15 protein-coding genes are annotated in these 12,387 nt (G+C 32.4%); 10 read left to right on the top strand and 5 right to left on the bottom strand.

Annotated features, from left to right (window positions below; genetic code table 11):
• Positions 1–38: 38 nt before the first annotated feature.
• The 3 genes from H7350_RS08035 (at position 39) to H7350_RS08025 (ending at position 1,896) form a co-directional block, all read left to right on the top strand.
• Positions 39–764 (top strand): DUF6090 family protein, encoded by a 726-nt coding sequence (locus tag H7350_RS08035; RefSeq protein ID WP_204345503.1) that lies wholly within the window; start codon positions 39–41, stop codon positions 762–764.
• Positions 765–789: 25 nt separating this feature from the next.
• Complete coding sequence (locus H7350_RS08030; protein ID WP_204345380.1) at positions 790–1,497, top strand: DUF6090 family protein; 708 nt, start codon at positions 790–792, stop codon at positions 1,495–1,497.
• A 75-nt stretch (positions 1,498–1,572) separates the two neighbouring features.
• The gene (locus H7350_RS08025) at positions 1,573–1,896 is read left to right on the top strand and encodes a hypothetical protein (RefSeq protein ID WP_204345379.1); all 324 of its coding nucleotides are present in this window, start codon (positions 1,573–1,575) and stop codon (positions 1,894–1,896) included.
• 1 nt (position 1,897) lies between these two features.
• Here H7350_RS08025 and H7350_RS08020 read toward each other — a convergent pair whose 3' ends face one another.
• From H7350_RS08020 to H7350_RS08010, 3 genes are all read right to left on the bottom strand, one after another.
• Entirely contained in the window at positions 1,898–2,488 is a 591-nt protein-coding gene (locus H7350_RS08020) for a hypothetical protein (RefSeq protein WP_204345378.1), read from the bottom strand.
• A 70-nt stretch (positions 2,489–2,558) separates the two neighbouring features.
• Positions 2,559–3,275, bottom strand: coding sequence for a LytR/AlgR family response regulator transcription factor (locus H7350_RS08015; protein ID WP_204345377.1), 717 nt, complete (start codon positions 3,273–3,275; stop codon positions 2,559–2,561).
• Positions 3,268–4,329 carry a sensor histidine kinase gene (locus H7350_RS08010; RefSeq protein ID WP_204345376.1) on the bottom strand — a complete coding sequence of 354 codons (1,062 nt, stop codon included), beginning with the start codon at positions 4,327–4,329 and terminating at the stop codon, positions 3,268–3,270. Before H7350_RS08010 ends, H7350_RS08015 begins: the two co-directional genes overlap by 8 nt.
• Before the next feature lie 189 nt (positions 4,330–4,518).
• Between H7350_RS08010 and H7350_RS08005 the strand changes: the two genes are divergently transcribed.
• Positions 4,519–4,941, top strand: a complete 423-nt coding sequence (locus H7350_RS08005) for a MotA/TolQ/ExbB proton channel family protein (protein ID WP_204345375.1) — start codon at positions 4,519–4,521, stop codon at positions 4,939–4,941.
• Between the two features lie 233 nt (positions 4,942–5,174).
• Here the strand turns inward: H7350_RS08005 and H7350_RS08000 are convergent, their stop codons facing one another.
• Positions 5,175–5,669 carry a hypothetical protein gene (locus H7350_RS08000; protein WP_204345374.1) on the bottom strand — a complete coding sequence of 165 codons (495 nt, stop codon included), beginning with the start codon at positions 5,667–5,669 and terminating at the stop codon, positions 5,175–5,177.
• A 279-nt stretch (positions 5,670–5,948) separates the two neighbouring features.
• Between H7350_RS08000 and H7350_RS07995 the strand changes: the two genes are divergently transcribed.
• The 3 genes from H7350_RS07995 to H7350_RS07985 are packed head-to-tail and all read left to right on the top strand — an operon-like array spanning position 5,949 to position 7,562.
• Entirely contained in the window at positions 5,949–6,524 is a 576-nt protein-coding gene (locus tag H7350_RS07995) for an RNA polymerase sigma factor (RefSeq protein ID WP_204345373.1), read from the top strand.
• Positions 6,524–6,706, top strand: a complete 183-nt coding sequence (locus tag H7350_RS07990; protein WP_204345372.1) for a hypothetical protein — start codon at positions 6,524–6,526, stop codon at positions 6,704–6,706. Before H7350_RS07995 ends, H7350_RS07990 begins: the two co-directional genes overlap by 1 nt.
• A gap of 25 nt (positions 6,707–6,731) precedes the next feature.
• Positions 6,732–7,562, top strand: coding sequence for a mechanosensitive ion channel family protein (locus H7350_RS07985; RefSeq protein WP_204345371.1), 831 nt, complete (start codon positions 6,732–6,734; stop codon positions 7,560–7,562).
• Between the two features lie 269 nt (positions 7,563–7,831).
• On the opposite strand, the gene H7350_RS07980 is transcribed toward H7350_RS07985, so the two are convergent.
• Complete coding sequence (locus H7350_RS07980; protein ID WP_204345370.1) at positions 7,832–9,196, bottom strand: DEAD/DEAH box helicase; 1,365 nt, start codon at positions 9,194–9,196, stop codon at positions 7,832–7,834.
• Positions 9,197–9,281: 85 nt separating this feature from the next.
• Here H7350_RS07980 and pabB point away from each other — a divergent pair, with 85 nt between their 5' ends.
• From pabB to tilS, 3 genes are read left to right on the top strand one after another with little or no spacing between them, the layout of a single operon-like run.
• Entirely contained in the window at positions 9,282–10,598 is a 1,317-nt protein-coding gene (gene pabB / locus H7350_RS07975; protein WP_204345369.1) for an aminodeoxychorismate synthase component I, read from the top strand.
• A 49-nt stretch (positions 10,599–10,647) separates the two neighbouring features.
• Entirely contained in the window at positions 10,648–11,052 is a 405-nt protein-coding gene (locus H7350_RS07970; RefSeq protein WP_204345368.1) for a DUF3592 domain-containing protein, read from the top strand.
• A gap of 12 nt (positions 11,053–11,064) precedes the next feature.
• Positions 11,065–12,387, top strand: a complete 1,323-nt coding sequence (gene tilS, locus H7350_RS07965) for a tRNA lysidine(34) synthetase TilS (protein ID WP_204345367.1) — start codon at positions 11,065–11,067, stop codon at positions 12,385–12,387.

Below are 12,387 nucleotides of genomic sequence, written 5' to 3'. Positions count from 1 at the left end.
TGATTAAATTTTTCCGTCACATACGTCAAAACCTTATTATGAAAAATCAAACTTCCAAGTACTTTAAATATGCCGTAGGTGAAATTATCCTTGTGGTGATTGGTATTCTCATTGCATTGCAGATTAATAACTGGAATGAAAATAGAAAATTGAATCTACAAGAGCAAACCGCTTTAAACAATATTCATCGCGACTTTTTGAAAAACAAAGCCATTTTAGAAGATATTAAGACGAGTACGGAATTAATAATGAAGCATGGAGTGCAAATCCTTAATCATACCGGAAGCAAAACAAAACCTGACACAGAAGACATATTTAACAGCTGGTTAAATGAGTTGTATAATAGCACTCCTTATTATCCGCAAAATGGCTTTTTGGATGATTTATTGAGTTCAGGAAAACTAAGCATATTTAAAAATGCAGAATTAAGAAACTTGTTATCGTCTTGGAAGCCAGAAGTTGAAATTTTAGAAGAACGATTTAGCACTGTAGATAAGAACGAAGATATCTTAAACACTTACATCATTGAACATGGAAGTTGGTTAAATGCCGATCAGGTATCAGAAAATACAAATGTTACCTTCCCAGTTTCGGGTTTTACAGTTGATAACAGGGATTTATTAAAGGTATTACAATTCGAAAATTTGGTTGAAAATTTGGTCATAGCCGCAGGTAATTACTATTCGACACAAAAGAAGACAGAAAAACTACTCGATGACATAAATACATTGTTAGAAACTGAAATTCAAAACAGCAATGATTAAATTTTTCCGTCATATCCGAAAACACATGATCAATCAAAATCGTACAAAAAAGTATGTGCTCTATGCAATTGGTGAAATCATTCTTGTGGTGATAGGGATTTTGATTGCGCTTCAGATTAATAATGCCAATGAGAAACGAAAAACGAACAACCAACTTCATGGGTATTTAAAAACGATTCGTAAAAATGTTCAATTTGATACCACCGAAATCAATCAGATTAAAAGGCTTAGAATGCGACAAAATCAAGCAGCAAAAGAATACATGACTTGTATGATGATAGATTCTATGCCATTAGAATTAATTGGTAGAATTGTACCTATCGTTGGTGAGCAGTATTTAAATGTGAACCAGGCAGGATTTGATGCGCTAAAAAGTTCGGGCTTTATTACTAATTTACAAGGTTCGGTCATTGAAGATGCCGTCTTTGAGTATTATGCGTTTTATGATGAAATTCACGAAAGTGAAACGAGTTTAAATACTTTTATCGAAAGTATGGAGGTGGGTTTATTTGATGATGATTTCAACAAGATTTCCAGGTTTTTTAAAATGAGATCTCATGCAAATTCCAGGGAAGAGCTAAACAAAACCTTAGAGTTAATTTATAAAAATTCCAGAATACTTGGGATTATGCAACGGGTGGCCGATGAAGAGCATTTTTGGGTGTATGACAGTTTAAGGTCAAAAGGGGATAAGATTGTGAAATTAATTGACAAAGAAATTGAGGACTATTAAATACGTCTGAAGCATGAGCCAAATTAAGAATATTGATTTTCATTTTTGTACATTTATAGTTCTATATTTCTAATTATGTGGGAAGACCAACTCAAATTTTATGACAGTATTGTAGCGCAATGCCAAGATTTTGAACGCAAAGGCAAGAAGATGATTTACACCTCTGCCAATGGTTACATGTTTACCTTATTAAATAAAGATGCCGAAATTGGCATTCGATTATCCAAGGCGTCTCAAAAGGCGTTTAAGGAAAAATATAATGCAATCGAATATCGGTCGTATGGTGCAGTGATGCGTGATTATGTGAAAGTTCCTGAGGCTTTATATAGTGAAACACAACTGTTGGTTGACTATTTTAACGAGAGTTATAATTATGTGATGAGCCTAAAACCTAAGTGATTTATAATTCTTTAATTAAATCATAAATACGCAACCGATTACTGTAATCGTAAGCGTTGACATCGCGTACAAAGCAATACATACTGATATCTTCGTTTTTTACTTTTTCAGAGAGTTCTTCAACTGTAAATGGCCCAAATTCTTCAGATTTTTCGATATAGTAAAATTGATGTTCATAAATTAAGCTGCTGACTTTTTTCTTATACTTTTCTCTTAAAAACACTTTGACATCGTCAATTGTATTTAAGTTATCGTCATAGTTAGACGTGTTGATGAATAAGGCAAATTCTTTCTTATTTTGATGATTTAAAACTAAGATATCATCATCTTTAAAGTAGGCTTTTACTGTTATGATACCGTCTTCTGTTTCTATCTCAAATATATTATTAAAATGAAGTGTCCAGGAGGTTTCAATCACCGACGATTTCCGCGAAATTTCAAGAATATGGTCTTCTTTAAACGTATAAACCGATTTCTTTTTTGAAATGCCATTAACCAAAACCCATTGTTGATTGATGAACAACGAATCGTGATGCAATTCATAATCAAAAGGCTGTAAATTGGGTATAGCGTCGTGTAGATATTCTTTCATTAAGCAGACAATTTTTCGAAATAGTAGTTAATAAGGCAACGTCTAAGATACGTTTTTATTGAATAAAACTTTAAAATTTTTCCAAATGCTTTAAAACCGCCTTCTTATAACTTCGGCTAATTGGTAATGCTTTGTTTTGAATGGTAACATGTTCATTTGTAAACGATTGTATAGATTTAATAGCGATAATATAGGATCTGTGAATTCTAAAAAATTGCTGATTTGGAAGTTTTGCTTCAATAGCGCTTATCGTTTCTCGGGTAACAATAGTATGGTTTTCTAAATGAATTTTTAGATAGTCACTGTAGCTTTCTATATAGATAATGGCATCATAATCTATCTTAATCATTTTGCGCTCAGAACGTACAAACATAAAATCTGAAGTCTCATAAGTTAGCAGTTTGCTGTGTTGCGTATTTCTGTAGATTTCAAAGTAATTTTGAACCGATTTTTGCAAGCTTTCAAATGAAATGGGTTTTAGTAAATAGTCAACAGCTTTTAATTCAAAACCTTCTACTGCATAGTCTCTGTATGCGGTTGTAAAAATAACTTTAATAGCACTGTTAATCGATTTAGCAAATGATATTCCGGAAATCTCAGGCATATTAATATCTAAAAACACCAAGTCAATGGCATGTTTGTTTATATAGCTAAAGGCTTCAATGGCATTACTACAACTTGCAACAATAGTTACGTTTTTTATATGAGAAAGATGGGTTTCAATGATTTCTCTGGCAATTGCCTCGTCATCTACAATTAAACAAGAAATAGAATCTGTACTAGGCATGAGTTGTTATTTTTAGTTGTAATTCCACATCAAAAGTTTTTGCCTTATCGCCTATGGTTAATTGATAGGCATTGGGATATAATAATTCTAACCGTTTTTTAATATTTTCTAATCCAATACCACCTTGAGCATCGCCATTTTCAGAATGGGTGTTTGTTATGCGGAAGTAAATATGCTCCAGACTTGAGGTTAGTTCAATACTTATATGTAAAACACCGTTTTGAATACTACCATGTTTAAAGCTGTTTTCTATAAACGGAATTAATAACATTGGCGCAATAGTGATAGTATCGGAAGTTAGCGAAATGTTCATATCAACATTCAATGTGTTGTGAAAGCGCATCTTTTCAAGCTCGATATAATCTTTAATATGGGCAATTTCTTCTGATAATAATACAAAAGGTTTTTCAGCTTGATACAGTAAATAATCGAGTAAATTAGATAATTTCAAAATCATTTCAGGGGTTTCATCTGCTTTTTTTAAGGCAAATCCGTACATCGTATTAAGCGTATTAAATAGGAAATGTGGGTGAATTTGCATCTTCAAATAATTGAGTTCCTGTTCTTTTAGTTTTAGTTGTGTATCCAGTATTTTGGTTTCTAATGCTTTGGTTTTTGAAACTTGCTCCAAATTGAGTTTAAGCAGTTTAAATGCACTTACGACAAACACAACCAAATACACAGCAGTTATGATAAAGATGATATTTTTTGTAGCTGGATTCATTTCAGCATATTCAAAATTTGAAAGGTAAATCAAACTAAAAAAGATAGAAACCATTAAAAGATAGACCGAAATAATTAAGGTGTACACACCATAAAGCGCAAAACGCCAATAGCGTTTGGTGATGAGGTATTCAGGGATTAATTTATAGGTAGATACATAAGTTGTGGCAATAGTAGTTGGCATTAAAAATAAAGAGAATAGTAGCGTGTCTTTAAAAGGAGTTTGTGAAGTCCCAAAGAAATACGTGAAAAAAAACAGTACAGCAACCCAAAAGAGTAGGTGCAATATACCTTGACCTGTTTTTTTTAAAATAAATGATCTCGTAAACATATACTATTCTATCCTTACAATATTACTATATTTTTTTTCCGAATCACTCCATTTATAGACGAACAACCAAATTAGCAAGGGTTTTGACATTGTGGTTAAATCCGTTACCTAAATGGTCATTGGTCGCATAAATAAAATGTAAGCCTTTCAAATTTTTAAGTTTGAGCATGTTTAACTAAATTTAAAATTATGTATACACTTACTATTGCATTTAAAAACGTATTCAGTCAAGTCATTGCGGCAAACATTTTTATGGAAGGCGGACCATTATTTATGTCCTTAATCTTAATATGTCTTCTGGCATCATTGGCTTTCATTGTTGTAGGATTTATGAGGTCAAAATCAGCAACCTTAAAAGCACGTAAATTTTTAAAACTCGCTGTTGACGCCAGTTTGTTAGGATTAGTTTTAGGCTTTTTAGGTTCGGTAATTGGGTTGATTTCTGCATTTGATTCTGTTGAAGCTATGGGGAATCCTAATCCTGCAATATTTGCAGGCGGACTCAAAGTGTCGTTGTTGACGGCAACTTTCGGGCTTTTTTCTTTTGTCGTTGGAAGAATAGGAATTATGGTATTACGACTTGTATTGCCTTCAGAAGATAGTTTAGAATAAAACGATTAGATAAAAATCTATAGGGTATTGCGAGTAAATACAGAAGAAGTATTAACTATACGCATTGTTGTGAGCAGTTTAGTTCTTATTTGGTTTTGTGAACAATTAAATCAATGCGCTATTTAATTCTTGATGAGAAAAAGATGTGTTTTATTATTTCTATACATTATCTATATTGATGAAGCATTATTAAATTACATTACTTAATATAAATGCGTTTTTATAATTTTCAATTAACTCAGCCAACCATTTTTAGTTGCTTTTTTACTGTAGAGATAGAGAAATCCAGCTATTGTAATAACGACAATTGGTATTATAATAGAAATTACAACTGAAATGTTTTTAACATCGAAATAAAACAGCCAGTAAAACTCTATTAAAAGTAAAGTAATCAATGAAATTGCAAAAAATAAAGTCGCAATTTTTTTCCTCATAAGAAGCATTAAACTGCCTAAAAACTCAGAGAATAATGCCGCAAGAAAAACAACAGCATACCATATTGGTATTGACTGAATAGATCGAAACTCTTCAACTGTTGAGTTTTTTTCAAGAAAATCGAATTCAAATGAACTAAAATATAATTCAAGAATATTCCACACAAGAGAGAAAATTGCCACAGCCCAGAAGGAATTTGGTGGTTTAGTTTTTGTACTCATTTTAGAAATATGATTTACATTTATATAAAGATAGCTAAATTTTGATGCATACTCTAAAATTTTAGTTTTCAATCAATTAGAATTGTGAGATAAGTAGAAATTAGCTCTCAACTAAAAAATAATATTCCAATGATAATATATTTAAACTGTTGCATTTGCTTTGTTTAGTTGCTCACAACATGGTATAAAATACTTTAAAGCGAATTCATTAGAGTTCGCTTTTTTTATTTGTGATTTTATAGGTATTCGAATGTTAAATTTCATAATTTTAACATTTCAGTTTATAAGGCATGTGACTTTATTATAAATGGAGTGTCTTAATATAAACCTTAATAAACCAATCTGACATAATTGGAACCCTCTAATAATATTGACATATTAACAGACGAAGAGCTGGTTAGCGCTATTGTTAAAACGAATGATACACTTCTGTTTGGAGTATTGTATGATCGTTTTTCACATTTAGTGTACAATAAATGTTATGGATTTGCCAAAGACGAAGATGAAGCAAAAGATTTAACACAAGATGTGTTTTTAAAGCTCTTTGTGAAATTAGCCAGTTTTAAAGGAAAATCTAAATTTTCAACCTGGCTGTATGCATTTACATATAACCATTGTGTTAATTATGTAACGAGAAATACAGCTAAAAAATTTGAAAAACAGTCTGTTGATTATGCAGACATCGAAAATATTTCTGAAGATTATGATGAAACTTCAGACTTTAGTGATTTAAGAGTTGATAAACTCAAAAAAGCATTAGAACTTGTATCGCCTGATGAAAAGATGATACTATTACTAAAATACCAGGATAACCTTTCAATAAAGGAAATCGAAAGTGTTTTAGGTGTTGGACAAAGCGCAGTTAAGATGAGAATTAAGCGCGCTAAGGATAAATTGTTAACTGTATATGAAAATAACCTTAAGTGATGGAAAATCCGTTTAAAGACATAGATAAGCCATTGAAGTCAGTTCCTCAGGAATTGAAATCTAAGGTGATGAATGATATAGCCATTGCAAAATTGCTTATGGAATTAGCCGAACTATTCTCTTATAACTTAGGAGATGTCATAGAAACAGTTATGAGTAAAAGGGAAAAAAATAAATCGTAAATAGCTATTTAAATTAATAATAATCATGGATAAACTCGTAGAATATAAAAACAATGCATTTGGATCTTTATCTGATATGTGGCCAGAAATTTCTAGAATAGGAATGAACATTGTTGGCGCTTTAGTTGTACTATTTATTGGTTGGATAATTACAAAAATAGTGGTTAAACTGATCAAGAAGGCTTTAAAACTTGCCAATGCTAACAAATTAGATGATAAGCTTAACGAGATAGAAATAGTAGAAGGCAAGAAGCTCAATTTTAACACGATAAAGATTGTCTCAACATTTGTGAAATGGTTAATTTATATCATGTTGATGATTATCGTTTCTGATATTTTAAATCTTAAAGTGATTTCAGAACAAATCAGTAATTTCTTAGCTTACTTACCACAATTATTTGTTGCACTAGTATTGTTTACAGTGGGATTATTATTTGCAAACTTTGTTAAAAAAGGGCTAAAGTCATTTTTTGAATCTATGGATTTGTCTGGCGCCAAAATGATAAGCCAAATCGTATTTTTCTTACTACTGATCTTTATATCTATTACAGCATTAAATCAAGCTGGTGTAGATACCGAAATCATAACAAGTAACTTCACTATGATTCTTGCGGCTTTCCTGGTTGCATTTGCTTTGGCTTTTGGATTGGGAGCAAAGGAAGTTGTCGGTGATTTACTAAAAACGTTTTATACTAGAAAAACGTTTGAAATTGGAAAGAAAATAGAATTTCAAGATGAAGTTTATGAAATAGATGCTATTAATAATATATCTGTTGTTCTTAAAAACCTAAATGGCAAAAAGGTAATTGTACCTGTTAAAGACATTGTAGAAAGTCATATTAAGGTTGTAGACTAGATTAATCTAGGGTTATAGATTATAATTATGTCAAATTACTAAATCTAGCCTACCGACTTTCTATAGTCCCTTTTCATTAATTTGAAAAGGGATTTTTTAGGAGAATACCTTAATACTTTTAACTAAATAAATTCTAGATATTAATATTCAAAAGTTGTGCCAATCTTAGGCAGTTTTCTTGAATTTATTATCTCATTAATGCTAAATATAAATAGAGGTGTTTTTGAGTTTATAACTCCCTCTATTGATATGAATATTTACCATTTGTTTTATTTGCGTTTATTGCGCTTGTTGTAATTTTTATCGCCTCTGGTTTTTGGCTTTTTATATTTTGCAGCAATTTTGAACTTGTATGATCCGCCTAAATTCTCTTTCTTATTTTTGTCCTTTTTTTCATGATAGGCAGGTCCTGGAGCATCTTCGTCACTTCGCTTAGTTGGGTTGTTACGCTCTCTAATTTGCGGACGCTCTTCTTCAATTAATTGCTTAGAGACCTCAACTTCAGATGGAAAGTCTAACAAAGGAACTTTCATATCCATATAAGACTCAATCGTTTGGATGGCTTCAAACTCTTTCTCTTTTGAAAAAGTAAGTGCATGTCCTTGTTGCTCTGCTCGACCTGTTCGACCAATTCTATGCATATAATTTTCAGGATATTTTGGTGTGTCAAAATTAATGACATGACTAATATTTTCAATGTCCAAACCACGAGCCATCACATCTGTTGCGATTAATATTCTGTTCTCACCTGCTCTAAATTGTTCAATACTTCGCAATCTGTAGTTTTGAGTTTTATTCGAATGAATAACACAAGCTTGCCCGGGAAATCGTTCTTCTAATTGGTCAAATAATAAATCAGCAAGTTTTTTAAAGGCAACAAAAATGAGTACCTTATTATACGTTTCAGTGTCGTTTAACAGGTGCTCTAATAAATTAACTTTGGTATAAAAGTTTGCAACTTCATAACGACTTTGTTCAATATTATGCAAGGGTGTTCCAGAAACTGCAACCGTTATTCGTTGTGGCGTTATGAAAAAATCTGAAATTAAATCATCAACATCTTCTGTCATCGTTGCCGAAAACATAATGTTTTGTCGACGCTCTGGAAGAATATCAAAAATATTTAATAATTGATGTCTAAAACCCAAATCGAGCATGACATCTACTTCATCGATAACTAATTTTTGAATCGATTTTAATTGCAATACATGACTTAGGGCCAAATCAAATAAACGACCTGGAGTCGCAACAATAATATCCTGACCTTCAGCTACAGCTTGTTTTTGAGTATTGATATTAGTGCCACCATAAACCCCTAAAACTCTTACATTGATATAGGCTGCAAGTTTTTCAATTTCCTCTACAACCTGAACCACCAATTCGCGTGTTGGAACTAGAATCAAAACTCTTGGATTGTCTTGTCTCGAATATTTTAAATGTCTTAAAATCGGTAGCATATAGGCAAAGGTTTTTCCTGTACCTGTTTGGGCGATACCTACGACATCTTTTCCAGAGGCAACCACATTAAAAGCTTGTGACTGAATAGGTGTTGGATATTCAAAACCTAGGTCGTCTAGTGCATTGTATAATGGTGTATTTAAATTTAAATCCTGAAAAGTAACTTGTTGCTCCATGCTGCAAAGGTAATTTTTTTACTTCGGAAAAACAGACTTGTTATTGACAGCTTTAATTCGGTACTTTGTTGTTTAGTAAATTACTTTGAGAAAAACGGTTACCCAACATATTTCTAATCCTGAAAAGTTCAAGCAACAACTCTTAAACTGGAGTCAGCAATTTGATGAAGTCGTTTGGTTAGACAGCAACCATTATGACGATAAATTTGCATCTTATGATGCGGTTTTGGCAGTAGAAGCCTTTACTGTATTTCAAACCGATTATTACAATGCATTTCTTCAGCTAAAAGAATACCAGTCTACAACAAACGACTGGATTTTTGGCTATTTATCTTATGATTTAAAAAATGATGTAGAGGCGTTATATTCAGAAAATTTTGATGGTTTGAACTTTCCGGATATCTTCTTTTTCCAGCCTAAAAAACTATTTTTTTTAAAAGGACATGTGCTGGAAACTCAGTACTTGAATTTTGTTTCCGATACTTTGGAAGACGATCTAAAATCAATAACCTTAAACACTGCTTCAGATCTTGTTGGAGAACCTCAAAGTAACGATACAACTGAAGATTCTAAAATCAGAATTAAACTTCGCACACACAAAGACGACTACTTTAAAAAGGTTAATGATATGTTGGCTCATATTCATAGAGGTGATATTTATGAAGCTAATTTTTGTCAAGAATTTTATGCTGAAAACACCACTATTAATCCGTTAGAGACGTATAAGCAACTCAATGCGATTTCAAAACCGCCTTTTGCTACATTTTTAAGAGTGTATGATAAGTATTTGTTGTCTGCTTCTCCAGAACGTTACATCAAAAAAGAAGGCCAGAAAATCACATCTCAACCTATTAAAGGAACGGCGAAGCGCTCTCTTAATGTGGAAGAAGACGAACGACTTAAACAGGAACTTTCCGAAGATATAAAAGAGCGTAGTGAAAATGTGATGATTGTAGATTTAGTGAGAAACGACTTATCTAAAACCGCTACAAAAGGGAGTGTAAAGGTTGAAGAGCTCTGTAAGGTCTACACATTTAATCAGGTGCATCAAATGATTTCCACCGTAACATCACAGGTTGCTAAAGACACCCATCCTGTTGATATTATAAAAACAACATTTCCTATGGGAAGCATGACTGGAGCACCTAAAATTTCGGCTATGCAAATTATTGAAACACTAGAAGATGCAAAGCGTGGCTTGTATTCTGGTGCTGTGGGCTATTTTTCACCTGATAATGATTTCGACTTTAACGTAGTCATCAGAAGTATTCTGTACAACGCTACGAATGCGTATGTGTCGTATTCGGTAGGTGGCGCTATTACAGCTAAAAGTGAACCGTTAAAAGAATATGAAGAATGTCTTATAAAAGCTAAAGCCATGCGAGAGGTTTTAGAAAACTAAAGTTTTACATTAAACTTTCAGTTGGTATATTTGAATATATTATTGTGATATGATTGATTATTTATATGCAGCTTTGGCTATTATTGGTTTTGTGCTTTTGTTTTTTGCGATTAGAAGTTATCAGAACACCAAAGAGTTACTGAATTTTGGTCGTAAAACTAAAGCTGTAGTCATTAAATATATTGAAGTATATGACGATGATGGAACCACTTACAAACCGGTTTTTGAATACTACGATAATAACAAACAAGCCTTTGTGTTTGAAAGTGAAGTAAGCTCTAGTCCTAAACCTTATGAGATCGGACAAAGAGTAGAGGTGATTTACGATAAACACCATGAAAATGTTAAGGTTATTTCATTTTGGGGACTTTACCGATGGTCTGTGATTTTACTCATGATTGCGTCTCCTTTATTAGTATTAGGAACAGCCTATTTTTTATACAAATACAATTAATCTCATATTTAAATGAATTTAGCCTTTGGCTCACATATTAAAAGTAAGTTTGAGTTTTTGCTTAAAAGCAGAATTCTAATCGCTGTTTCTGGTGGTTTAGACAGTGTGGTCTTGACCCATTTATGTCATAATTTAAAACTGGATATTGCATTAGCGCATTGTAATTTTAATTTACGAGGAAACGAAAGCGATGACGATGAACGCTTTGTTACAAACCTGGCTGAAACTCTAGGTTTAGAAGTGTTTGTAGAAAGTTTTGATACCAAACACTACGCCACGCAACATAAGCTGTCGATTCAGATGGCGGCCAGAGAATTGCGTTACCATTGGTTTTATCGATTATCAGAAGATTTAAAGTTTGATTATATATTAACAGCTCATCATGCAGATGATAATTTAGAAACCGTTTTAATCAACTTGACCAGAGGAACAGGCTTAAGTGGTTTAACCGGAATTCCTGAGGTTAATGAAACTATTGTAAGACCCTTGTTGCCATTTTCTCGAGATGACTTAGAAAGTTATGCCAAGGCAAACAGTTATAAATGGCGAGAGGATAGCAGTAATACTTCTGATAAATACCTTCGGAATAAACTCAGGCATCACGTGATTCCTGTATTAAAAGAAGCGAATCCAGAGTTGCTTTCAAATTTCAAAACCACAATAGACAATTTAAATGATACTTCAGAGATGATTAGTGATTGTATTGAAGCATTCACGAAACGAGCTCTTGTGTCTGTAGATGAAACTCAACTTAAATTTAAAATTTCAGAATTTAAAAGCCTTAAAAATCCTAAGTCATATCTGTATGAATTGTTTCATGATTATGGGTTTACGCAATGGGATGATGTTACGAATTTGTTAGATGCGCAATCAGGAAAACAGATATTCTCTAACACCCATCGATTACTAAAAGATAGAGAGCATTTAATTCTTACCGAAGTATCACACTCAAGTTTAAATAAAGTATCATATAACATACAGAAAGAGGACGCTAAGGTTGAAACACCTGCTGGTTTCTTGTTTTTTGACGAAGCAGATGCAATCTTTGGAAAGCGAACCAATGTGGTTTTTGTAGATAAAGACAAGCTCACATTTCCATTAACACTCCGAAAATGGCAAGAAGGCGATTATTTTTATCCTTCAGGAATGACAGGAAAAAAGAAGCTAAGCAAATACTTTAAAGATGAAAAACTATCCTTAGTAGATAAAGAGAATATATGGCTGCTTAGTTCTAACGATGCTATTGTCTGGGTTTTGGGTATGCGAAACGATGATCGTTTTAAGGTCACTCAGAAGACAAAAACGATTTTAAAAATAACACTCAATAAGGTGTAA

This window comes from Psychroserpens algicola (assembly GCF_014526325.1).
Classification (GTDB): domain Bacteria; phylum Bacteroidota; class Bacteroidia; order Flavobacteriales; family Flavobacteriaceae; genus Psychroserpens; species Psychroserpens algicola.
This window is presented reverse-complemented; position numbering and strand designations above follow the sequence as displayed.

Coding starts and splice junctions, on each gene's coding strand:
- H7350_RS08035 (WP_204345503.1), top strand. CDS start 39: ATGAAAAATCAAACTTCCAAGTACTTTAAATATGCCGTAGGTGAAATT.
- H7350_RS08030 (WP_204345380.1), top strand. CDS start 790: ATGATCAATCAAAATCGTACAAAAAAGTATGTGCTCTATGCAATTGGT.
- H7350_RS08025 (WP_204345379.1), top strand. CDS start 1,573: ATGTGGGAAGACCAACTCAAATTTTATGACAGTATTGTAGCGCAATGC.
- H7350_RS08020 (WP_204345378.1), bottom strand. CDS start 2,488: ATGAAAGAATATCTACACGACGCTATACCCAATTTACAGCCTTTTGAT.
- H7350_RS08015 (WP_204345377.1), bottom strand. CDS start 3,275: ATGCCTAGTACAGATTCTATTTCTTGTTTAATTGTAGATGACGAGGCA.
- H7350_RS08010 (WP_204345376.1), bottom strand. CDS start 4,329: ATGTTTACGAGATCATTTATTTTAAAAAAAACAGGTCAAGGTATATTG.
- H7350_RS08005 (WP_204345375.1), top strand. CDS start 4,519: ATGTATACACTTACTATTGCATTTAAAAACGTATTCAGTCAAGTCATT.
- H7350_RS07990 (WP_204345372.1), top strand. CDS start 6,524: ATGGAAAATCCGTTTAAAGACATAGATAAGCCATTGAAGTCAGTTCCT.
- H7350_RS07985 (WP_204345371.1), top strand. CDS start 6,732: ATGGATAAACTCGTAGAATATAAAAACAATGCATTTGGATCTTTATCT.
- H7350_RS07980 (WP_204345370.1), bottom strand. CDS start 9,196: ATGGAGCAACAAGTTACTTTTCAGGATTTAAATTTAAATACACCATTA.
- H7350_RS07970 (WP_204345368.1), top strand. CDS start 10,648: ATGATTGATTATTTATATGCAGCTTTGGCTATTATTGGTTTTGTGCTT.
- tilS (WP_204345367.1), top strand. CDS start 11,065: ATGAATTTAGCCTTTGGCTCACATATTAAAAGTAAGTTTGAGTTTTTG.